This window comes from Candidatus Pantoea rara (assembly GCF_051136265.1).
Taxonomy (GTDB): Bacteria; Pseudomonadota; Gammaproteobacteria; order Enterobacterales; family Enterobacteriaceae; genus Pantoea; species Pantoea rara.
The window spans coordinates 1,347,294-1,370,245 of the sequence record NZ_CP194942.1 but is presented as its reverse complement, the minus strand read 5'-3'; the positions used below and the strand labels follow the sequence as shown (position 1 = coordinate 1,370,245).

Below are 22,952 nucleotides of genomic sequence, written 5' to 3'. Positions count from 1 at the left end.
ACCATCTCCTGCACGAATGAGTCTGAGTCGGGCCGCCTGGCCCGCCCGGTTATTTGGTCTGCAGTTCTTTCGGCAGACCGATACTGGCGATCTCGTCTTCTGTCAGCGGACGATATTCGCCCGGTTCCAGATCCTCGTCCAGCACGATGTCACCAATGCGTTCACGATGCAGCTCAATGACACGATTGCCGACGGCTGCAAACATCCGTTTCACCTGGTGGTAGCGACCTTCGCTCAGTGTCAGCCGCACATCTGTGGGGGTAATCACCTCCAGCTGTGCCGGTTTCGTCAGGCTCTTCTCATTGTGCAGCTGCACGCCCGCTGTAAACTGCGCGGCCGTATCGTCACTGATCGGCGATTCCAGCGTAACCCGATAGGTTTTCTCGCAGTGATGACGTGGCGAAGTAATACGGTGTGACCACTGGCCATCATCTGTCAGCAGCACCAGTCCGGTGGTGTCGATATCCAGACGTCCTGCTGCGTGCAGTTTGAATGACATCGGCTCTTCAATGAAATAGATGATGGTGGGATGATCGGGATCGTCGGTTGAGCAGACGTAACCCTGCGGTTTGTTCAGCATAAAGTAGCGTGGACCGGTCTGCATCTGCAGCACGTTGCCGTCATAGACCACTTCGTGGTCGGGCAGCAGTTTGAACGCAGTATCGCGTACAACTTCCCCGTTAACGGTGACACGCTGGCCACGGATCTCGCGATGAGCGATGGCGCGGCTGATTTCCAGTTGCTGAGAGATGAATTTGTCGAGTCGCATGAATTCGTTTTGCCTGTTACTGCGGAGGGAATCTGAAACGGCCTGGTTAACCGTTGAAAATGTGCGGGAAGTATAACGTGATCCGCGCCAGCCTGACAGCGCGTTTACCGCACTTTCATGGCATAATTACCCCCAGTTATACAAAAGTGAGCAACATGTCTTTTACCTTACGCCCCTATCAACAGGATGCGGTGAATGCCACCGTGGCGCATTTCCGTCGTCATCAGGAACCTGCCGTTATTGTGCTGCCGACCGGTGCCGGAAAGAGTCTGGTGATTGCCGAGCTGGCACGGCTGGCGCGTGGCCGGGTACTGGTGCTGGCGCACGTCAAAGAGCTGGTGGCGCAGAACCACAGTAAATATCAGGCCTACGGGCTGGAGGCGGATATCTTTGCCGCCGGACTTCAGCGCAAAGAGAGTCAACGCAAAGTCGTGTTTGGCAGCGTGCAGTCGGTTGCACGTAATCTGGACCTGTTCGACAGTGCCTTCTCGCTGGTGATTGTCGATGAGTGTCACCGTATCGGCGATGATAAAGAGAGTCAGTATCAACAGATCTTTCATCATCTGCGTCAGCACAATCCTCAATTGCGTTTACTGGGCCTGACTGCCACGCCGTTCCGGCTGGGTAAGGGCTGGATTTACCAGTTCCACTATCACGGCATGGTGCGCGGCGACGAAAAATCGCTGTTCCGCGACTGTATCTATGAACTGCCGCTGCGCTACATGATCAAGCATCAGTTTCTGGTGCCCCCGGAGCGGCTGGATATGCCAGTGGTGCAGTATGACTTCAGCCGCCTGACGGCACAGTCAAACGGCCTGTTCAGCGAAGCCGATCTTAACCGTGAACTGAAACAGCAGCAGCGCGTCACGCCCCATATTATCCGGCAGATTGTGGCGTTCGCCGAAGATAGACTGGGCGTGATGATTTTCGCCTCGACGGTGGAGCATGCGCGTGAAATCCTGCGACTGCTGCCAGAAAACAGCGCGCTGGTCTCCGCCGACACGCCAGCCAAAGAGCGTGATGCACTGATACTGGCGTTTAAAGCGCAGCAGCTGAAATTCCTGGTAAACGTGGCGGTACTGACCACCGGGTTTGATGCTCCGCACGTGGATCTGATTGCGATCCTGCGCCCGACAGAGTCGGTCAGCCTCTATCAGCAGATCGTCGGACGCGGCCTGCGGCTTTCGCCTGGTAAAACCGACTGCCTGATCCTCGATTACGCGGGTAATCCGCACGATCTCTTTACCCCCGAAGTCGGCGCCCCCAAAGGGGCCAGCGACAATCAGCCCGTTCAGGTTTTCTGTCCCGCCTGCGGTTTCGCCAACACCTTCTGGGGCAAGGCGACCGAAGATGGCATGGTGATCGAGCATTTTGGCCGACGCTGTCAGGGCGTACTGGAAGATGATGAGGGCGAGCGCGAACAGTGTGATTTTCGCTTCCGCTTTAAAAGCTGCCCTGACTGCGGTGCTGAGAATGATATTGCTGCCCGGCGCTGTCACCAGTGCGACAAAATCCTGGTCGATCCCGACGATATGCTTAAAGCGGCGCTGAAACTGAAAGATGCACTGGTGCTGCGCTGTGGCGGCATGACACTTGAACAGGGCAGCGACGCTAAAGGCGAATGGCTGAAGGCGACCTATTACGACGAGGAAGGCACCAGCGTCAGCGAACGCTTTCGTCTGCAGACGCCAGCCCAGCGTAAGGCGTTTGAACAGCTCTTTATGCGGCCGCATCAGCGCGCGCCGGGCGTACCGCTGGGCTGGCAGACCGCCGCTGACGTCCTGGCACTGCAGCCGCTACTGCGTCATCCCGACTTTGTCGTCGCGCGTGCTAAAGGCCAGTTCTGGCAGATCCGTGAGAAAATGTTCGATTATCAGGGCCGCTATCGCCGTGCCAATGAGCTGCGCTGATCGGTGATGTGAGGCAGGTCTGACCGGATGCTGAATCCCGCCAGCGGGTATATCGTTTGCTACGACCTTGCATAAGGGCTATACTGCCGCCCGCTTTTGCATGTGCATCAGCGGTATTGAATAACCTGCCTGTTACTGGGTCGCCTGTAGCAGGATTTAAATGAAGAGATATATTAATGCTCACTATCAATGCAGTAGAACGTAAAGAGCAGGGTAAGGGTGCGAGCCGCCGCCTGCGTTTAGCAAACCGTTTCCCGGCCATCATCTACGGTGGTTCTGAAGCGGCTGTTGCCATCGACCTGGATCACGACTCCGTAATGAACCTGCAATCTAAGCCAGGTTTCTACGACGAAGTGCTGACCCTGTCAGTTGACGGTAAAGAAACTAAAGTGAAAGTTCAGGCTGTTCAGCGTCACCCGTTCAAGCCAAAACTGTTCCACATCGACTTCGTTCGCGCTTAATCGCGAATTACGTTGAAAGGTAAAAGGGCCGGTTGCGAAACCGGCCCTTTTATTTTGTCCCTGACAGACGACATTAACCGACGTGTCAGGGAACAATAGCCGGGCTAATCCCGGCTTTTTTATTTGCTGCTGGTACGGCGCTGGAGCTGATCCCGCAGATTAGGGGGAGTGCCCTTAATCGTCAGGGTGTCCGTGGCTGGATCCCAGAAAATGCGTTCGCCCAGCAACATCGCATCGAAATTCAGGGTCAGTCCCCCGCCGCTTCCGGCAAACTTCGTCAGCTGGCGCAGCGTACCACGATCTGCCGGGAAGCTCTCTTCCAGCTCGTAGCCCTGCTCCTGAGTAAAAGCCTGGAAGGTTTTTTCGCCCAGCGGTGGCAGTTCGCTCGACAGATCTTCCAGCGCAATCTCCTCGCCCGCCTGCAACTGCTCGTTGCAGTAGCTATAGACCTGCTGGCGATAGTTCTGCCGTTCCTGCTTATCCAGTTCGGATTCGTTGCAGTAGTCATCGACAGCCTGCAACAGACCGCGGTTCTGCGCCTTGGTGTCTAATCCCACTTCGGCACCGAGGAAGTCCATAAAGAAGTCAGCCACTTTACGTCCGACGCGGCCGCGCAGGAAGGTCAGGTAACGGGTCGATTCCGGATTGGTTTCCCACTCGGTTAAATCGATACGCGCCACGATGTCGGCATGATTGATGTCGAGATAGTGGGTGCTGCTGATATCCATCTGCTCATTGACGCGCATGCTGGACTGGCTGTTCAGCACTGCAATCAGCAGATATTCCACCGCCAGATAGCGGTAGTGTATAAACAGCACCACGCCGCCTTCAGCGAACGGATATTTTGCCAGCTCGTCGCGCAGACGGCCGGTCGCAGCACGGCTAAAAGCGAGAAAATCATCGTTGCCCTTACGACAATTACGCAGCGCTTCTGCCAGTTCACTCCCGGCATTGAACAGGCCATAGGCTTTGCTTTTTGCGCTGTAAACCCGGTGTAACTCCTCCACCATCGCGTTAACCGTGTTGGTGGCAGGCAGCAGCGAATCGCGCAGCGCCAGTTCAAGCTGGTTTTCATCGCGTTTGATTAACTGATGCAGGGCAATCTGGTCGATATCCAGACTCATGGTAGACTCTCCTTTTAGCACAGGCGCGTATTCAAACACCGCCAGCATCGGCTTTCAACTCTATGCGTGAAGCGAACGTGCTGCTTTCGATAAAATTGCGGTAAAAAGTGCGCTATTCCGGTAATATATCGCCTTTTGAAATGAGCTTAGACGACGATATGGCACAATCATCCCGTTACAGTGACGAACGCGTGGAACAACTCCTCGCGGAAATGGCCCAAATCCTGCACAAGGATAAGGCCCCCACCGATCTCTCTCTGATGGTTCTGGGAAATATGGTGACCAACTTAATTAACAGCGATGTCGCCCCGGCACAACGTCGTTCTCTGGCACGATCTTTCGCCGATGCCCTTCAGGCATCAGTGCGTGACGATAACGCCCATTAATTGGCTGATTTGACTTCATAATATGGTAACCAACCGGCAGCGCTACCGCGAAAAAGTTTCCCAGATGATTAGCTGGGGGCACTGGTTTGCTCTGTTTAACATCTTATTCGCGCTGATTTTAGGCAGTCGCTACCTGTTGGTTGCCGACTGGCCTTCTTCGCTGGCGGGGCGTATCTACGCCTATACCAGTTGGGTTGGCCACTTCAGTTTTGTCGTTTTTGCTGCCTATCTGCTGATTATCTTCCCGCTGACCTTTGTGGTGATGTCGCAACGGCTGATGCGGGTGTTATCCGCCGTTATTGCGACCTCCGGGCTGACGCTGGTGATGGTCGACAGTGCGGTGTTCAGCCGCTTCCACCTGCACCTTAACCCGGTGGTGTGGGAGCTGGTGATTAACCCCGATCAGAGCGAGATGGCGCGCGACTGGCAGCTGATGTTTATCAGCGTGCCGCTGATTTTTCTGGTCGAAATGCTGTTTGCGACCTGGAGCTGGCAGAAGCTGCGCAGCCTGAATCGCCGCTCGTTTGGTAAGCCTGTTGCCGCCCTGTTTATCAGTGCCTTCTTTGCCAGCCACGTGATGTATATCTGGGCTGATGCCAACTTCTATCGCCCGATTACCATGCAGCGCGCCAATCTGCCGCTTTCCTATCCGATGACTGCCCGCCGCTTCCTTGAGCGTCACGGTCTGCTGGATGCGCAGGAGTATCAGCGTCGGCTGATTCAGCAGGGCGACCCGGAAGCGGTGGCCGTAGAGTATCCACTGAGCGACATTACTTTCCGCGATACCGGTACCCGCAATAACCTGCTGGTACTGACAGTCGATGGTCTGAACAACGCGACGCTCGCCAAAGCGCTGCCGGAACTGAATCAGTTCGCCAGCGAGAATGTGCGTTTTACCCAGCACTACAGCGCGGGGGATACGCCAGAGAAAGGGTTGTTTGGCCTGTTCTATGGTATCTCCTCCAGCTACATGAACGGTATTCTTGCCTCCCGAACGCCGTCAGCCCTGCTGGGCGCGCTGAGCACTCAGGGTTATCAGTTTGGCCTGTTCTCCTCTGAAGGCTTTAATCCGCCGCTGTACCGCCAGGCGCTGCTGACCGACTATTCACTGCCGCCGACAACCAGCCAGCCCAACGCCAGCACCGTGGCGCAATGGCAGAACTGGCTGGAGAAACAGAAGGGTTCACAGGCTCCGTGGTTCTCCTGGATTGCCCTGAACGGTCCTGATGTTACCGGCGACAATGCTAAAGCGCGTCAGCGCAGTTATCTGCGCCAGGCGCCAGGCGTTGATGAGCAGATTCATGCCGTGCTCAACAGCCTGCAGGCTCGTGATTTACTGAAGAATACCGTGGTAGTTATTACCGCGCAGCGTGGACTGGCACTGGATGGCGATCCTGACAGCGCCGGAAACCGCCAGACATTGCAGGTACCCTTAGTGATTCACTGGCCTGATACCCCGGCACAGACCGTTGATCGCCTTTCTGATCATCAGGATGTGATGGCAACGCTGATGCAGCGCCTGCTGCATGTGCGCACCAATCCGGTGAACTACTCGCAGGGTGAAGATCTGTTTGCTGCGCGTCGTCGCCATGACTGGGTCGCCAGCAGCGAAGATAACAAACTGGTGATTACCACACCGCAGGTGACGCTGGTGCTCAACAACAACGGCAGCTATCGCGCCTATGATGCGCAGGGCAACGCGCTGAAAGATCACAAGCCCGAACTGGCACTGCTGTTGCAGGTATTAACGGAGGAGAAGCGATTCATCGCTAACTGATTAATTATCAGGCAAATAGTCGGCAGGTATCTTGCATTAATGAAGATAACCAGTAGACTAATCCTCCAGTGTTCGGCACGTAGCGCAGCCTGGTAGCGCACGGTCATGGGGTGTCCGGGGTCGGAGGTTCAAATCCTCTCGTGCCGACCAAATTCCCTGAAAAGCAGCCTGAATGGCTGCTTTTTTCGTTTCTGTCATCAAATCTTAACTTTCCTCGCACCTCCCGCAATCCGATCTATACTTGAAAATGTGTGGGTAACAAGAGGAGAGTTTATGACAGTTATTGAAAAAGACGATCCAACCGAAGCACCCGAGTCCGGCGATAAGCAACCTTCCCCGCCAGACCAGAAGTAACCCACGGGGCCGCGTCTGACGCGGCCTTTCTATGTCAGCTTACCCCCTCCGTTTAACATTCAGATTAGTCCTGCGCGCCCATTAACATTTCTTTTACAATCAGCAGGTTAACCCTTGCATCATAATCTGATCTGCCTCACAAAACTGGCTACCGGCTGCGCTTATTCATCAAACTGAAACAAAAATGTCACAGAAAATGCCTACCCTGAAATCCCCACAAATTGACGGATAATTTTTATGGCGATCAAAGCGAAAAGCCTGAAAGATGCGGAAGCGTTACTGCATTCAGGCATTAGCAAAGTGGAACTGGCGTATGACATTGGCAGCGACGACTTCTTTCGTCTGGCAAGCCACTGGTGCGACCGGGGTGCACGCATCAGCAGGGGTCACCACCATTTCGTTGTTTCTCTAAAGAGTTTTGCCATTCCTCCCAACGACTGATTCCGGCGGGCTGCTTGCCCTGATCCATTGCGCCTGATTTAATGCCTTTTTGGCTTAAATGGTTTCGCATGCGCTATCCCGACCTGCCGCTGCCGCCTCTCACAGGCGGCTTTATCCTTTCCGCTCACCTTAACCGCAGCGATCCTTTACTCGCGGTGAGTCACTTTGATCCGCAAAATTACCATGATGCGCTGGCTGTCGAATGGGGTATTCCATTACCCGCCCGACTGCAGCAGGCTGTCAGTAAACGACGCGCTGAATATCTCGCCAGCCGTTTGCTGGTCCGGTCAGTAATGGCAGAGCTGGGGATTGCTGATTTCACACTGACCAACGCGCCCGATCGTTCCCCCTGCTGGCCCGCTGGTATTCAGGCGTCACTGTCACACAGTGCAGGCATTGTCGTGGTGGCGGCAACCCGGCAGCCCTGCGCTGTCGGCGTCGATGTCGAGCGGTTCATGTCGGAGACGACGGCACAGGAAACGGCTGAGCTGTTGATGAATGAGCAGGAACAGCAGTTGTTGCGGACGCTGCCCGTTTCCTTCCATGAAGCCGCTACCCTGCTCTTCTCCCTTAAAGAGAGCCTTTTCAAAGCGCTGTGGCCACAGCTGCATCAACCGATGGACTTCCTGGATGCAGCACTGGTGTCGGTAGATTTCGTGCAGCAGTGCGCGACACTGCGACTGACTCAGGAGTTCGGTGGGCGTTTTACGCCGGGAACGTTACTGAAGGGGAAGTTTATGTGGCGGGATAATCAGGTGATTACGCAGATCACCCATCGGCTTTAAAAAGCGGCTAAACAGGACGCCAGTCTGTTTTTTCTGGGTCTGACACTGCGTGGTGATTAGCGACCACCACTAAAACAGAATTCACAATAAGCAGAGGCACAACAGGGTCGATGCGTTCTGCCAGCGACAGGCATATTTCACCGCCAAAAAACAGTAACACGCGATAATGGCTCGATTTATCCTGTTTTGTGAGCCAGACATGCGTGGGTATTGCGACACTTCATGTATAAGAAATATTTCCCTGGAACACGATTCGCATGAAAAATTCTCTGTTCAGATTGTCCCCGGCATTTTTACTCTTTTTGCTTGCCTCATCAGCCACTGCGCAAAATATCTCCCCTGAAATTACGACGCACTCTGGCAAAGTCAAAGGCGCAGAGCATCAAAATACGCTGTCCTGGACCGGTATTCCTTATGCAAAAGCACCGGTCGGAGAACTGCGCTGGAAAAAACCGATTTCCCCTGACGCATGGCAAACTGTTTTCGATGCGACCCGGCCCGCCACAAACTGTATCCAGGTTTCTCCGGACGGAGCCAAAGGTCAAGAGGATTGCCTGAATCTCAATATCTATCGCCCGACAGAGAGCAGCAAACCGCTTCCGGTGCTGGTTTATATTCATGGTGGCAATAATCAGCTGGGCAGTTCCACTGAGTTCGCGCCGGCGTTTATCGCTGAAAAATACAATGCCGTGATTGTCACCGTAAACTACCGTCTTGGCGCACTCGGCTTTAATCCATTGAAAGCCCTGAACGATGGCAACCCACTGGATGATTCCGGGAATTACAGCTTACTCGACATCAAACAATCGCTGGCGTGGATCAAAGACAATATTCCGGCTTTTGGTGGTGACAGCAATAATATTACCGTTTCCGGATTTTCAGCGGGTGGCAGAGACGTGATGGCGATGCTTATATCGCCCTATTTTAAAAACACTTTCAACAAAGCCATTGTTTTCAGTGGTGGCATGACCACCTCTGACAAACATGAAGCGGAAAGCATTTTCGCACAAAGACTGGCACCTCTGGTCGTCAAACAGGGGATTAAACCGGATGCCGACGCGGCGAAAACCTGGCTCCTGTCAGGCTCACCAGAGGTACGTCATTTTCTTTATCAGCTACCGGCAGCAGATCTGGCCATGCTTTTTGGCGATGCGGGGATTCGCATGAATCAATTTCCGCATCTCTACCGCGATGGTGTGGTGATCCCGAAGGATGGCTTTGAGACAAAAAACTATAATGCCGTCCCTGCCATCATGGCCACAGGACAACAGGAGTTTTCTTTCTTCGCCCGTAACGACCCTATGTTTGCAACACAAGTAAAAGAAGGTGCGCTTGTAAACAACACCCCGTTGCTGAATAAATACACCTTTGCGAATCATTATGGCGGACTGCTATACAGCCTGTTTAATGTTAATCAGTCTGCTGAGGTGATGTATAAAAATTATCACGCGCCGCTGTATGGCATGGAGTTCCGATATGGCACGGATGCGTTTGTCACGGGTGATAAATTATCCGCCATCGGTTCTTTTCACGGCGTATTTATGCCTTTCTGGGATAAAAATAAGTATGCTGAATTTACACAGGATGCGCTGAAGCTAAAAGGCTCTCAGGCATTAGGTGAATCTTTTAATTCCTACATTAAAAACTTCCTGGCAACAGGGTCACCAAACGATCAGACCCTTCCGGAATGGAAGAAATGGACGCCGGAAAATGCCGCGGCGGGGCAATCACTGCTGGTGATGGATGCTAACAAGCAGAAAGCCATTATCTACATGAGCAATAAGACTTATAGCTATAAAGATATTCTCACCCGTATTGAGCAGGACAACGCCCTGTCAGCTGCAGACAAAAAGAGTGTTATCAAAGACGTACTGAACAATCGCTGGTTCAGCGCACCGCTTGATCAACATTTCGCCCGCTAATCCGCGGCCTCCTGCGTTGGCAGGAGGCCAATTTTCACTCATCGACCGCACTGTAGATGACCTGCCATCCATGACTGTTATGCGTGATGTACTGCGTATGCAGCACGGCAGCTTGCAGCTGACGCTTAGACACAGTGCTCAGCGACCTGCACGGAACTTAACACGGTAGCTGCTGCGTTTTGCCATCTGCCGTCAAAGCCCGGTCTCCGTGCGTTTAACTGAGTCGAGCGTGGCAAGGTCGCGTTCATTACCGGTCAGCTCCGTTAACTGGCCTTCACGCATCTCCAGCAGCCGATCGGCATGGATGAAGTAGTGATCGTCATGGCTGATAGCAAATACCGTTTTACCCGCCTGCTGTAACCATGGCAGCAGCTCACGATAGAAGATACGCCGGAAATGCGGGTCCTGATCCGCCGCCCACTCATCCAGTAGCAACACATCGCGCTCTTCTGCCACTGCCAGCAGCAGCGCCAGTCGCTTACTCTGTCCTTTAGAGAGCCGCAGATTCAGCACTTTATTGCCTTCAATCTTCAGCTTATCCTGCATCTTCAGTCTTTCCAGCCACTGCTGCACCAGCGCCGGATTGGCCGCAATCCCTTCCCGCCCGATTAACCGGTCAAACAGATGCAGGTCGGTAAAGACCGCCGAGAACTGGCTGCGCCAGACATCAAGCGCGTCAGCCGTTATCGGCTTGCCATCCAACAGCAGCGTGCCGGACTGAGGCTGATAAAGCCCGGTCAGCAGCATCGCCAGCGTCGATTTCCCGCTGCCGTTGCCGCCAATCAGAAACACCAGTTCGCCCCGGCGCAGCGTCAGGTTAATCGGGCCGACCTGAAAGCCGTTGTCACCATAGTGAAAAGAGACGTCGCGCAACTCCAGGGTTTGCCAGTCTGACGACACCGATGGCGTGTGGAACCCTGCCTGATAAGGCGCAAGATCAAAGGCATTGAGCTTACGGAAGGCGACCTGGGCGCTGAGCAACGTGGGTAATGCGCCCACCGCAGAGAGCAGAGGCGTACGTAAGAACAGCAGCGTCAGAGAGAAGGTCGCGGCGACAGCGGTATTGGCCCAGCCCAGGCTGTTAGCCATAAAAAAGACCATGCCGATAGCGCCCAGGGTCATGATATTTGACCAGTTGACCGCACTCAGATGATAAGTATCGGCACGCACAATATGGTGACGCCAGGCACGGGCATCTTCCTGATAAACCGTGTCGTAAACCTGCTGCGCGCGCGAGCGGTTAAGCTGCAGCTCTTTGCGTCCTTCAATCACCGTCTGGTAATCGCGATAGAGGTTATCTTCGATTTCACGCAGCTTTGCCATGTGCTGATAAACCCGCGAGACCAGCATCCAGCCGCCCACCAGCGTGACACCCAGCCAGACACTGGTCACCAGCAGCATTTTTGGCGACAGCCAGGCAAGATAGATGGCTGAGCCGATTGTAATGATAACGCCCTGAAACAGCTCCGGCAGGCGGACAAAGGCCAGCGTAATCGCCCGCACGTCGCTGGTCAGTCCCGCCAGCAGTTGCGCACTGCCAAGCTGCTCGATGCGTTCGACCCGGCTATCGAGGATACGCTTGATAAATTCGCCGCGCAGTCGCCAGACAAATTGATGGCCAAGCATCGTCAGCGCCAGCTGAGAGGCCAGTGTCACGGCCATCAACACCACCAGCTGCAACAGGAACTGCGGCAGGACCGCAAAAGAGGTGTTGATGGCGACAATCATTTCGCGGTTGATAAAGGCGATCATGCCAATACCCAGCACGGCACTTAACAACGTCAGCGCAATCACCCCGATAAAAGGCCAGCGGAACTGGCGAAAAACAACGCTTAACAACGTCATGCAGGCATCCATCAGCTAAAAAACAGCCTGCAGTGTAATGGGATGCCAAATGATAGCAATAGTTATTCTCACCTCGCCTTTGCTGGCGTGGTGAGTTAAAAGGCGCGACGAAATGTCAGGTTATAACGCCAGGCTCCGGCCAGCGGATGAATGCCTGGCTTAAGCGGCAGGATGCCATGGTAACGCAGGCGCGACGGCCCGCCCCACACCACAATATCGCCATGTTCCAGCAGCACACGCTGGGTGCTGTCGCCACGTTCGAAGCCGCCAAACTGAAACACCGCCGGTAAACCCAGCGACACCGAAACGATAGGCTGGTGCAGATCTTTCTCATCTTTATCCTGATGCAGCGTCAGCTTCGCACCCGGCTCATAGCGGTTAAGCAGGCAGGCATCCGGATTAAAGCCAGGGAATCCCGCCTCCGCCGCGGCCTGCTGCGCCAGAGTCCGAAACAGCGGCGGCATTGGCGGCCATTTGCGGCCATTGAGGTTGTCCTGCTGCTGATAATTGTAACCGCGTGAATCCACCGACCAGCCAAAATCGCCGCAGTTGGTCATCGCCACCGACATGCGATGGCCGCCGGGCGTAATGCGATGGGCAAACGGGTTCTGATCGGCAATCGCCAGTATCTGCTGATACAGCATCTCTGCATCCTCACGTGCGCGACGCCGCAGGATTACGGCACCTTCAGCCAGCGGCTCCTGCCAGGGCTGCTCTTCACTAAAAAGATCTAACATCAGGGTTCTCCGGATTCAGTGGGGATCAGGAAAGCAGCAAACTGCGGCGACATCCAGCCGACAAATTTATCGCCTTGCTTGCTGATCAGATAGACAGCCAGATGCTGTTGTGTCGCCAGCGCTTTGGCTTTCTCAGTGCCGAGGACCATCAGTCCGGTATCCCAGCCATCCGCTTCCAGCGCCGTGGTGGCGATCACCGTAGCGGAAACCAGTTTATGCTCAATGGGCCGTCCGGTAACGGGATCGATCACATGGGAAATGCGTTTGCCGTCCAGTTCATAATAGTTGCGATAGCTGCCAGAGGTACTGATACCGTGTCCCTGCAGACTGACGCGAGCCTGAACCGCATTTTCGCGATCGGTGGGTTTCTGGATCGCCACCCGCCATGGCTGCTGCTGCGCATTAAGACCACGGCTCAGCACGGCGCCCCCCACCGACACCAGATAGTTGTTGATGCCGAGCTGCTCCATCAGTCGTGCCAGATGATCGGTGGCGAAGCCCTCACCCACCGTCGAGAGGTCGACATAGAGGTCCGGCAGATCTTTCTGCAGCCACTCTCCGTCTGCGCCCTGCAACACCCGCAAATGCTGCAACCCGGTCTGCGCACGGGCGGCAGCAATCTGTGTCGCATCCGGCGTGTGGACCGGCTGTTTCGTCGGGCCAAAGCCCCATAAATTGACCAGTGGCCCGACGGTGATATCCATCGCCCCGCCGGTTTTACGGCCAATCCGCAGTGAGGTCGTGACAATATCCGCCATGTTTTCACTCACCGGCTGCGGTGACAGGTCACGGCTTTGGTTGAAGCGCGATAACACGGAGTCTGGCTTCCAGGTTGAAAGCTCAGCATCATCCGCGTCCAGCAGCTGCTGAATCCGCTGCTGCAGCATCGGTTTGCGCTCCTTTTCCACCCCCGCCAGGCTGACCCGCCAGACGGTGCCCATGGTTTTTCCTTCCAGCACCATCGGGGTTGTCGGGGCAGATTCATTACAGCCCGCCACCACCAGAATTAAAACAGACATAAAGAGCAGATTAATCTTATAACGCATCATTCCTCGCTTGTAACACTTTATTAATAGCCACTACGAAGCATAAAATCCCAGTAAATTAACTTAAATAAAGTTGAATATTTTAGTGAACCAGGAGAGCATTCATCGGTCATCTATCCTGATTCCGCCTCTGATGAGGCGATTAACATTAATGAAAGTAAGGAGCTACAGATGATTTATATGATTCTCGCCGTTGCCCTGGGCCTGTTTGTTTACGGCAGCTATAAAGTTGTCGAACAGCGCCGTCATCGTCACATGACCCCTTCACGGCCGCGCCAGTAACAGGCTTAGCTGCACCGGTTTGGGGCAACTTGTCCCTGACGCGCGCGGCAAGTGTATCAAAACGGCCGTATTGTCTGTGGCTGTGAGAGCGGTAAAGCTGGCATGAATTCTGCACTGTTGAAACAGTGTTTATCTCTGAGAGGTGCAGAATGAAAAATTCGCAGAAGTGGCAGTCAGCATGGCATCACTGGCTGAGCTTTTCAGCCTTCACTCTGGCAGGCGTGGCGTTTGAAGGGGCACGATTCGGCAGTGTCATGTCGTCAGTGACAACGGCACCGGAAGCAACGAAGTGGCCAAAGGCTGAAGTGCTAAGCCCGGAAAATAACGCAGGAGCGCAGCCGTAACTGCGCTCCCTGATAACTCAGAACTGGTAAACCAGACCGACACCCACCACGTCGTCGGTATTGATACCGGCTGCGTCGGTGAAGGCGTTGTCGTCCAGCAGGTTGATCTGGTAATCAACATAGGTGGACATGTTTTTGTTGAAGTAATACGTCGCGCCTACATCGATATATTTTTTCAGATTCTGTTTACCCCAGTTCTGAATATCGGTGCCGCGTGAGGTGACGTACGCCAGGGATGGACGCAGGCCAAAGTCGAACTGATACTGCGCAACCAGTTCCCAGTTGTCCGCTTTATCCGCATAGCCATAAGCTGAAGAGGTATTGCTGCTATCACCGAAGCGGGTCGCATTGAACGAACGTGAGTACATCGCTGCCAGATAGACATTGTTCGCGTCATATTTCAGACCGCCCGTATACACTTCCGCTTTATCACCACGGCCAAGGATACCTGATGTTGCGCTGTTCTGGTCGTTGGTACGGTCAGACTGGAAGGTTGCCGCACCAATGCCGAAACCTGAACCCAGATCATACGTGGTGCTCAGACCCCAGCCGTCGCCGTTCTGGCCCAGTACGTCGCGGCCATTAGATGATTCGCTGCTGTTGCCATTCTTGCCCTGATACTGGACGGCAAAGTTCCAGCCATCCACCAGGCCGAAGAAGTTATTGTTACGGTAGGTTGCCATGCCGTTACCGCGCTGATACATGAAGTTATCCGCGCCATAGGTATCGCCGCCGAACTCCGGCAGGACGTCGGTCCATGCGCCAATATCGTAGGCGACGCCGTAGTTACGACCGTAGTCGAACGATCCCGCATCACCAAATTTCACACCGGCAAAGCCAACACGCGTAAAGCTGTCAGCCGTCCCCTGAGCTTCAGAGTTGTTCAGTGCGGCCTGGTATTCCCACTGGCCATAACCGGTCAGCTGATTGCTGATTTCAGTTTCACCTTTGAAGCCGAAGCGAACATATGACTGGTCGCCGTCAGAATTGCTGTTGTCAGAGAAGTAGTGCAGACCGTCAACTTTACCGAAGAGATCTAATTTGTTGCCGTCTTTGTTATAGATTTCAGCTGCGTTTGCTGATCCTGCTGCAACCAGCAACGCAGGGATCATCAGGGAGAGAACGCGACGTTTCATTTTATTACCCTCTGTTATGTGCCTTTATTATTTGCCACTGCTAACTGAACGATTAAAAATTCAGCCGGCAGGCCATTGTTGTTTTATAACGGGTAATAATCCACCAGGAAAATGCTACTAAATTTCCAAAACTGTTTCATACATCGAAACAGTTATTTCATAATGTAAATAACGGGGAACTTATAAGCAGCACGGATCGGTAAAAAATGGCGCACAAATTGACAATCTCATTTTGATTTCATTGTTATCAACAAGTTACATAGGATTATTCTGAAGCACTGAATGATAAAACTTTTACGGCATCCGGTAATAGAATAGACCCCGCTATCATCATTTATTCCATTATTACCTTCATTCTCCCCGAATGAGATGTACAACTTATTATTTCCCGCCGGACAAATTGTCCGGCATTTTTTTGCCTTCAATTTACCGTCGCGTTATATCTCTGTAAACTTTCTTAATCGCGTTAAATTAATGCCAATCTGCTTCCGCACAGATTGTTAAATTGCGCACGCTTTGCCCCATAACTGCCCAAATATCCGCCATGTTAATTTATCACCGTAATTAAGAAGACGGATAGATGAGCTGGTGCCGATCCTCAGCGCTCGCGCAGCGATTCTTTGACTTTATTCAGCGGCTTAACCAGATAATCCATGACAGATTTCTGACCGGTTTTAATCTCTACATTGGCCACCATTCCGGGCACAATCGGGAATTTCCGGCCAGCGCGATTGGTCAGCTCGGCTTTCTGGGTACGCACGTAGACACGATAGTAATATTGATCACGTTTTACCTCATCCTGCAGGGTGTCTGGCGAGACCGTTTCCACTTCGCCGTGCAGATCGCCATAGATTGAGGAGTCATAGGCGGTGACTTTTACGGTGGCAGCCAGGCCGGGTCGGATCCAGGCGATATCGCGTGGATTGATACGCGTCTCAATCAGCAACTGATCCTCCAGCGGCACGATTTCCATCAGTTTGCCGCCCGGCTCCAGTACGCCACCGACCGTAGTAACCTGAATATCTTTGACGATACCGCGCACCGGCGAGTAGAGCGTGGCGCGCGTCAGCTGATCCTCTTTGCCTGCGGCAACCTGCAACTGCGCATCCAGTTCGGCATTGTTTTTCACCTGCTCTTCGTGCGCGCGCACCAGATAGTCGTTGCGCGCCTCGTCGATTTTGCCGCGCAGATCGCTGACCTGGCGACGCAGACGAATCACCTCAACCTGGCCTGCCGCACCTTTCGCCACCAGCGGTTCAGTCAGCCGCAGCTCATCCTGCACCAGTTTCAGCGACTGCTGCAGATTACTGATAGTTTCGGTGAGATTACGACGACGTGACTCATAGAGTTGCCGTTCTCGCGTGACCAGGTTCGGCTCCTTCAGCGTTTCTGCGCTGAACGCCAGCGGCGTACCTGACAGCTCCGCCTCCAGTCGCTCGGATGAGGCGCGAAGCGTGCGCACTTTGGCCTGCGCCTCACCAAAGTTCGACTGGAAGCGTGTCGGATCGAGGGTTGCCAGCACCTGCCCTTTCTCCACAATATCGCCTTCATGCACGTTAAGCTGTTTGACGATGCCGCCATCCAGGCTGTCGATCACCTGCGCGCGGCTGGAAGGGGTGACTTTGCCCGTGCCAACCGTCACCTCATCCAGAATGGCGAAGTGCGCCCAGATCAGAAATATGGCCAGCGCGGCGGTGCAGAGCCAGATAATCGCCGAGGTCCGGCGCTCATGACGGGCAAGATCTTTATCAACAATCACCAGACTCATGCGGCACCTCCTTTACCTGGCGTCGCGGGCGGATTCGCGCGGCGCAGGATCTCGTCACGTGGGCCATCCGCTACAATCCGGCCGTTATCCATCACCACAATACGATCGACCATTTTCAGCAGTGCCGGACGGTGCGTCACCAGCACCAGCGTCCGGCCGCTAATCCAGCCCTGCAGCTGACGGATCACATGCTCCTCCAGCTGTTCATCCATTGCCGCAGTGGGTTCATCCAGCAGCACCACCTGCGGCTGACGCAGGATCAACCGGCTCAGCATCACCATCTGACGTTGCCCACCCGAAAGCCCACGCCCACCTTCATTGATAATACGATCCAGGCTGGCGGCATCCTGCTGGACCAGCGACAGTGCGCCGCTGATGCGCAGTGCCTGCAGCATCTCCTGTTCGCTGGCATGGGGATTGCCCAGCATCAGGTTCTGTCGCAGCGTGCCAAAGAAAAGTCGGGAGTCGTGCGACAGCCAGCCGAGCTGACGGCGTAAATCGGTAGGATCGATACGCTCAATATCGACGCCATCGACAATCACCTTGCCCTGGCTGGCCTGGGCCTGACCGGCGAGGATCTTCAGCAGCGTCGACTTCCCTGCCCCGACTTTGCCCAGAATGGCAATCTTCTCGCCGGGTTTAATCTGCAGTTGCTGAACGTTGAGCACATTCTTTTCATTCTCTTCGTCATAGCTGTAATGCACATTGCGCAGATCATACTGGCCGGTGAGTGTCGGACAGTGCGCCAGCGTGGCCGCTTCAGGTTGATCAAGGGGCTTTTTCAGCAACTCATCCAGGCCTTTCATCGCCATTTTAGCGTGCTGCCAGCGTGAGAAGACCATGGTCAGCTGCATCAGCGGGGCGATGGTGCGGGATGAGAGCAGGCTACAGGCGACCAGCGTACCGGTGGTGATTTGTGAATCGAGCACCAGATAGACCCCAAACACCAGCATGCCCGCATAGGTGAGCTGCTGAACCGTTGACGCCCAGCCGGTCAGGCGCGCGCCCCACAACCGCTGCTGATTGCTGATGGCGGCGCTGACTTCGTGCGTCTGCTCCCACTGACGCTGGAAATAGGGTTCCGCCTGCAGCGCCTTGATATCCTCAATGCCTTCGATAGTCTCCACCAGCACCGCATTACGCAGCGCGCCCTCGCGCAGCCCTTCTTTGGCCAGCCGCGCCATCGGGATCTGCACCAGCAGGCCGGGAATGACGATCAGCGGGATCGCCGCCAGCGGGATCAGCACCAGCCAGCCACCCACAAACGACATAATAAACAGGAAAAGAATAACAAACGGCAGATCGGCCGCTGCGCCGACCGTGGTCGAGGTCAGCAGCTCACGCACCTGGTCGATCTCACGCAGCTGCGAGATAAATGAGCCGGTCGATTTCGGCCGTGCTTCGTTACGGATGCTCATCGCCCGTGCAAACAGCATGGCGGAGACTTTCAGGTCGATGCGTTTGCCCATTAAGTCTGACACCTGGGTTCGCATCAGCCGAATCAGATACTCAATGGCCGCAGCGATCAGCACCCCGACAAACAGCACCCACAGCGTGGACTGCGACTGCGCCGGAATAACCCGGTCGTAGACCTGCATCGAAAAGAGAATACCGGCCAGCGCCAGCACATTGCTGACGACCGAGGCCAGTGAAATCTCGGTGATACGACGCCCCATACCGTGAAAATTTTTCCAGAACCAGTGTGGCTCATAGGGCTGGATGAATTCGTCGATACGCGCATCACGGCCACGCGCCGCTACCCCTATCACACCGACATCGCCCTGAGCGCGGGTCAGCAAGTCCGATAAGGCGCTTTCACGCACCACATCGCCGCCTTCACTGAGCCAGTAACGCGCGCTGCCGTCCGAATCGATATTCTCCAGCACCGCCACGCTGGCATTTTCCAGCACCAGCACCACCGGGGTGATCTCCTGACGCCAGCGCAGTTTGTTCTGCGGCACCATGGTCAGATGCAGTCCCAGCAGCCCGGAGAGCCGCTCCAGCTGCTGTGACACCGGCAGATGTTCAAACCAGCGCATCTGCTGACGCAGGGTTTTGCCATCGGCAGGTTTACCGAATCGCGCGGCGACACGCAGCATGGCGGCAATCCAGTTATCGGTATTCAGGGTTGAAGTACTCATTATTTATGCCTTATCGCTATTGCAGCGAAGGAAGGAGATCGCCGCTGCTTTGCTGGCGATCGATACCCATGATATCGAGCAGATTGTCTACCGCGGCGGCATAACGCACGGTGGCATCCCAGCCATCGTAGAGCGCGGTGATACGTGAGCTGTCAGCCTGAAACACATCCTGTTCAACGCTAAGCAGATCGTTCAGGCTGCGCTTGCTCAGGCGATATTCATCGGCGTAGACATTACGGGTATGGTCGGCGCTGGCCAGCTGCACTTCCCCGGCCGCCTGCCGTTGCTGCGCGCCAATCATGTCGGCATAGGCGGTAGAGGCATTTTGATTGATGGCGAGCTTGGCCTGCTGAATCGCGGCCTGCGCCGCTTCACGATCGCCCTCCGCTGACTGAGTTTTCGCATTCACCAGGCCGCCCTGGTAAAGCGGCGCTTCTACCTGCAGCTGCACTTCATCATCCCAGTAAGATTGACGATCGTTTTCATAGCGGGTCCGGCCTGCCTGGACTTTAATCGTCGGCCAGTGACCGGACTCTGCCTGGCGCACCCGTTCCCGGGCGGCCTCCTGTTTCGACTGCGCGCTACGCACCGCCGCGCTGCTTTCATAGGCGATTTTGTCGAGGGTGATCTGCTGTTTCAGCAGCGCCTGTGGCAGTTCAGGCAGCGTGGCGGGGACCACGCCGGTCAGCACGGTCAGTTGCGCGGTGGCGGAACGGTGCTGGGCACGATATTGCTCCAGCGTGGCCTGCATTGCGGCAATGCGGGTTTCCGCCTGCAGCACGTCTGACTGGGAATTGAGCCCCGCATCGGCGCGCAGTTTCGCGATATCCCGCACCCGCTGCAGCGAGGCGATATTGGTGTGCGCCGTTTCTGCCAGCGCCTGGTAACGTTTGACTTCGAGGTAGGCCTGCAGCGTATCTTCCGCCACGGTGGTCATGGCGTCGAACAGGCTGTAACGATAAGCATCTGACAGCGCATGCTGCTCATCGATGGCGCTGCCGGTGCGACCAAAGTCGTAAAGCAGCTGACTGAGCGTGATGCCACCGGAGCCATTGTTGCTGAGGCTCCCGGCGGAGTCGGTCTGATGGGAGCGGCCCGCCGCACCCTGTAGTGAGATTTGCGGATACCAGGCGCTGCGGGCGGCATCAAGATCGCCCTGACCGACATGGATCTGTGCCGCGGATTCTGAGATTTTCGGATTACGGGCGAAGGCCCGGAGAATGGCGTCGCGCAGCGTTAAACTGGCAATCTGCTCTTCGCTGGGCGCGGCGCGCCAGTTAAATTCGGCTTTAGGTAACGGTGCGGCACAGGCCGCATGCACTGCCACGCCACTCAGGGCGCACAACAAAAAAGTTAATCGTGCTTTGTTCATTATCTCTACCAACAGGGGGTCTTATCTTCATGGTTTTTTCCCGGTGAACAAAGCATGCAAAAAGGTGCGTCACTAAGGGCCTTACAGATTTATTGCATTATTTTATTTATGGTTAGCCAGCCAGACGATAAACCGCCCTTAACATTATTAGATCATATCCGTTACTTATTCCTGCTTAAAGCAGATGAAATATCTGATATTTCTACCGACCGATTGAAAAGTAACCACCAGATACTTTCACGCCAATCCAGACAGACTTAACAGACCCGTCCGGAAAGGAGTGATTTCACTAATGTTTTAGCGTCAGACTATTGGCTGTGCCGCAGGATGCAGCAGCAGGTGATCGGCAAGGGTGTAAGACACATCAGAGAAGAGATGGCTCTCCTGTGGAACAGCAGCAGTGGAAGCCTGCGCCACGTGCGCGGTCTCTGCCTGCTGGGTCAGACTGACCGTTTCAAGCAGTTGATCCACCGTCTGACCCTCCATCAGGCTGGCGGTTTCGGTATGTGATGACACCTGCACCGTCTGGCTGGCTGTGGCCACATTACCGGCGCTGTCTTTGCCACTGACCGTCATCGGGTATTCCCCGTCGTCCAGCGGAGCCAGCTGCCCGGCCAGAATGGTCAGCGCCCAGCCACCATCCGCTTTTACACTGGCGCTATAGTGTTGATCACCCAGCGTTAACTCGACCAGGCTGCCCGGTTGCAGATGGCTGGAGGTACCCTGAATCAGATGCCAGCTGTTCACATCGGCAGCATCAATAACGTTATCGCCAAAGGGGGTGTCCAGAGTCAGCGTTGGCCGCTGATGCACAGCGACAGTAAAGAATTCATCATAGGTTTCGCTGTCGCTGTTGCCATACTGATCCCAGCGATGAAACGTGGCGGAAACCGGACCATCCGGCAGCGCCAGCAGCTCGCTGGAGGTGAGCGTCACCATGCCTTTGGCGTCGGGCTGGTAGGTTTTACCATTGATCTCTACGGTATTGGCCCCCTCAACGTAGAAACTCAGATCGTGCTGCGCCTCCTGATAATTGAGTGTCATATCACCACCGATATTCATTTCGGTGTAGATCGGGATAAAGCCGGTTTTGATATTCAGTTCATGCGTGGCATCCGTGTAGTTATTCGCCCCGTCGATCGACCAGGCGCGGATTTCACCCATGTTAATAAAAGCGTGTACGTCCGTTGCCGGAATAACCACCTGCCAGTGTCCACCCTCGTCCAGCGTGGCGGCATAATCTTTCTCATTGGCCCCGGTTATCACCAACCGATGACCTGGCATAACGGTAGAAAGCGTGCCGCTGAGCAACAGATCCTGCCGGGTTTCTGCCAGGTTAATCACATCATCCGCCGTAACCTTATCGAAGGCGATGATTGGCAGGCTGCTCAGGTGGGTGATCAACGTCAGATCATGATATTCAGTGGCGGTATTTCCATTGGGATCGGTTGCCGTGACTTTCAGGCTGTAAACGCCATCCTTGAGTGCCTGCATATCACTCTCATGAAAAGTGCCATACCACTTGCCATCGCTGCCCATGCTGGCGGTGGTCGTTCGGTCGCCCAGGGTCAGCAGCAGCTCCGTCCCCACCGGCAAATGCGTTGCGCTGCCGCTGATCTCGACACCATAAATGCTCTCGGCGATATTCACCGCGTTATCACCACTGATCGTGTCCACCGTCAGGATCGGTTTGATGGTGCGATCGACATAAAGACCAAAATCAACGGTGGTTGCGGTGCTTTGTCCGGCTTTATCGGTAATGGTCAGCACCAGGCTGTGATTGCCATCTGGCACGCCCTTTAGCGCGTCAGCGGGCATGGAAGCGTTCCAGTAGCCCCACTGATTAACCGTGCTTTGCCAGCTCTGGTCATTGAAGGCCAGCGTGACGGTAGAACCCGCTTCGCCTTCAGCATGACCGCGCAGATGGATTGGCTGCTGCGCTTCCCAGCCGGCAATGATTCCGTCCATGGCAAGCGGTTCGTAAGGCTGTAGTGCAGCGGGTGGTGTACTCGCCGCTGCGCTGACGGCCAGGGCGCTGTAGTTGAGCGGGCTGCTATGCACTGTTTCGGTGGAGAATGTGGTGATCGGCAGGCTCAGGCTCTCCGTGGCGACAGGCGCAATGGCGGGCAGCGCGCTGTCGGTTACGGCAAAGTCGCTCACTGCCGTCTGGAAAATGGATTCAAGCCGGATGGGACGAAGCGTATCGCGTGTTGACATAGGTAACCTCAGTTCAGAACAGAAACGCAGACTAAAATCTTCGGATAAACCGATCGTGAAGTCTGACGACGTGATAATGGGTCAGCCAATGCTGCCCGTTTCCGCTGGTCGGAACTGATTACCCGCAGGTAACAA

Annotated in this window: 19 protein-coding genes and 1 tRNA gene; 10 read left to right on the top strand and 10 right to left on the bottom strand. The window is 54.8% G+C overall.

Going from position 1 to position 22,952, the window contains the following annotated elements:
• Positions 1 to 49: 49 nt before the first annotated feature.
• A complete protein-coding gene (gene rsuA / locus ACR8BF_RS06520; RefSeq protein ID WP_314984485.1) occupies positions 50 to 769 on the bottom strand; it encodes a 16S rRNA pseudouridine(516) synthase RsuA in 720 nt (239 codons plus the stop codon).
• A gap of 155 nt (positions 770 to 924) precedes the next feature.
• On the opposite strand from rsuA, the gene ACR8BF_RS06515 reads away from it, so the two are divergent.
• Both ACR8BF_RS06515 and rplY read left to right on the top strand, forming a co-directional pair.
• Entirely contained in the window at positions 925 to 2,679 is a 1,755-nt protein-coding gene (locus tag ACR8BF_RS06515) for a DEAD/DEAH box helicase (protein ID WP_179895244.1), read from the top strand.
• Positions 2,680 to 2,855: 176 nt separating this feature from the next.
• Positions 2,856 to 3,140 (top strand): 50S ribosomal protein L25, encoded by a 285-nt coding sequence (rplY, locus tag ACR8BF_RS06510; RefSeq protein ID WP_179895243.1) that lies wholly within the window; start codon positions 2,856 to 2,858, stop codon positions 3,138 to 3,140.
• 119 nt (positions 3,141 to 3,259) lie between these two features.
• On the opposite strand, the gene yejK is transcribed toward rplY, so the two are convergent.
• A complete protein-coding gene (gene yejK, locus ACR8BF_RS06505) occupies positions 3,260 to 4,264 on the bottom strand; it encodes a nucleoid-associated protein YejK (RefSeq protein ID WP_179895242.1) in 1,005 nt (334 codons plus the stop codon).
• 158 nt (positions 4,265 to 4,422) lie between these two features.
• Here yejK and ACR8BF_RS06500 point away from each other — a divergent pair, with 158 nt between their 5' ends.
• The 6 genes from ACR8BF_RS06500 to ACR8BF_RS06475 all read left to right on the top strand — a co-directional run bounded on the left by ACR8BF_RS06500 (position 4,423) and on the right by ACR8BF_RS06475 (position 9,929).
• Entirely contained in the window at positions 4,423 to 4,650 is a 228-nt protein-coding gene (locus ACR8BF_RS06500; protein WP_010248348.1) for a YejL family protein, read from the top strand.
• 22 nt (positions 4,651 to 4,672) lie between these two features.
• Complete coding sequence (yejM, locus tag ACR8BF_RS06495; protein WP_434745742.1) at positions 4,673 to 6,427, top strand: LPS biosynthesis-modulating metalloenzyme YejM; 1,755 nt, start codon at positions 4,673 to 4,675, stop codon at positions 6,425 to 6,427.
• Between the two features lie 73 nt (positions 6,428 to 6,500).
• A tRNA-Pro gene (locus ACR8BF_RS06490) sits at positions 6,501 to 6,577 on the top strand.
• A gap of 441 nt (positions 6,578 to 7,018) precedes the next feature.
• A complete protein-coding gene (locus ACR8BF_RS06485) occupies positions 7,019 to 7,222 on the top strand; it encodes a hypothetical protein (RefSeq protein ID WP_003854174.1) in 204 nt (67 codons plus the stop codon).
• 68 nt (positions 7,223 to 7,290) lie between these two features.
• Positions 7,291 to 8,007: a 4'-phosphopantetheinyl transferase family protein gene (locus ACR8BF_RS06480; protein WP_434745741.1), complete on the top strand. Its 717-nt coding sequence runs from the start codon at positions 7,291 to 7,293 to the stop codon at positions 8,005 to 8,007.
• Positions 8,008 to 8,264: 257 nt separating this feature from the next.
• Complete coding sequence (locus ACR8BF_RS06475) at positions 8,265 to 9,929, top strand: carboxylesterase family protein (RefSeq protein WP_434745740.1); 1,665 nt, start codon at positions 8,265 to 8,267, stop codon at positions 9,927 to 9,929.
• A gap of 192 nt (positions 9,930 to 10,121) precedes the next feature.
• Here ACR8BF_RS06475 and ACR8BF_RS06470 read toward each other — a convergent pair whose 3' ends face one another.
• From ACR8BF_RS06470 to apbE, 3 genes are all read right to left on the bottom strand, one after another.
• Positions 10,122 to 11,774: a multidrug ABC transporter permease/ATP-binding protein gene (locus tag ACR8BF_RS06470; protein ID WP_179895238.1), complete on the bottom strand. Its 1,653-nt coding sequence runs from the start codon at positions 11,772 to 11,774 to the stop codon at positions 10,122 to 10,124.
• Positions 11,775 to 11,869: 95 nt separating this feature from the next.
• Entirely contained in the window at positions 11,870 to 12,511 is a 642-nt protein-coding gene (alkB, locus tag ACR8BF_RS06465) for a DNA oxidative demethylase AlkB (RefSeq protein ID WP_292992121.1), read from the bottom strand.
• Positions 12,511 to 13,560, bottom strand: coding sequence for an FAD:protein FMN transferase ApbE (gene apbE / locus ACR8BF_RS06460; protein ID WP_434745739.1), 1,050 nt, complete (start codon positions 13,558 to 13,560; stop codon positions 12,511 to 12,513). Before apbE ends, alkB begins: the two co-directional genes overlap by 1 nt.
• 168 nt (positions 13,561 to 13,728) lie before the next feature.
• Here apbE and ACR8BF_RS06455 point away from each other — a divergent pair, with 168 nt between their 5' ends.
• Both ACR8BF_RS06455 and ACR8BF_RS06450 read left to right on the top strand, forming a co-directional pair.
• Positions 13,729 to 13,839, top strand: a complete 111-nt coding sequence (locus ACR8BF_RS06455; RefSeq protein ID WP_218928044.1) for a response regulator — start codon at positions 13,729 to 13,731, stop codon at positions 13,837 to 13,839.
• A 149-nt stretch (positions 13,840 to 13,988) separates the two neighbouring features.
• The gene (locus tag ACR8BF_RS06450; RefSeq protein ID WP_313697937.1) at positions 13,989 to 14,183 is read left to right on the top strand and encodes a hypothetical protein; all 195 of its coding nucleotides are present in this window, start codon (positions 13,989 to 13,991) and stop codon (positions 14,181 to 14,183) included.
• Positions 14,184 to 14,200: 17 nt separating this feature from the next.
• Here ACR8BF_RS06450 and ompC read toward each other — a convergent pair whose 3' ends face one another.
• The 5 genes from ompC to ACR8BF_RS06425 form a co-directional block, all read right to left on the bottom strand.
• Entirely contained in the window at positions 14,201 to 15,319 is a 1,119-nt protein-coding gene (ompC, locus tag ACR8BF_RS06445; RefSeq protein ID WP_179895234.1) for a porin OmpC, read from the bottom strand.
• 598 nt (positions 15,320 to 15,917) lie between these two features.
• Complete coding sequence (locus ACR8BF_RS06440) at positions 15,918 to 17,087, bottom strand: HlyD family efflux transporter periplasmic adaptor subunit (protein ID WP_179895233.1); 1,170 nt, start codon at positions 17,085 to 17,087, stop codon at positions 15,918 to 15,920.
• Entirely contained in the window at positions 17,084 to 19,228 is a 2,145-nt protein-coding gene (locus ACR8BF_RS06435; protein WP_434745738.1) for a type I secretion system permease/ATPase, read from the bottom strand. Before ACR8BF_RS06435 ends, ACR8BF_RS06440 begins: the two co-directional genes overlap by 4 nt.
• 16 nt (positions 19,229 to 19,244) lie before the next feature.
• Entirely contained in the window at positions 19,245 to 20,600 is a 1,356-nt protein-coding gene (locus tag ACR8BF_RS06430; protein WP_313697940.1) for a TolC family outer membrane protein, read from the bottom strand.
• Positions 20,601 to 20,903: 303 nt separating this feature from the next.
• Positions 20,904 to 22,817: an Ig-like domain-containing protein gene (locus ACR8BF_RS06425; RefSeq protein WP_434745737.1), complete on the bottom strand. Its 1,914-nt coding sequence runs from the start codon at positions 22,815 to 22,817 to the stop codon at positions 20,904 to 20,906.
• Positions 22,818 to 22,952 lie beyond the last annotated feature (135 nt).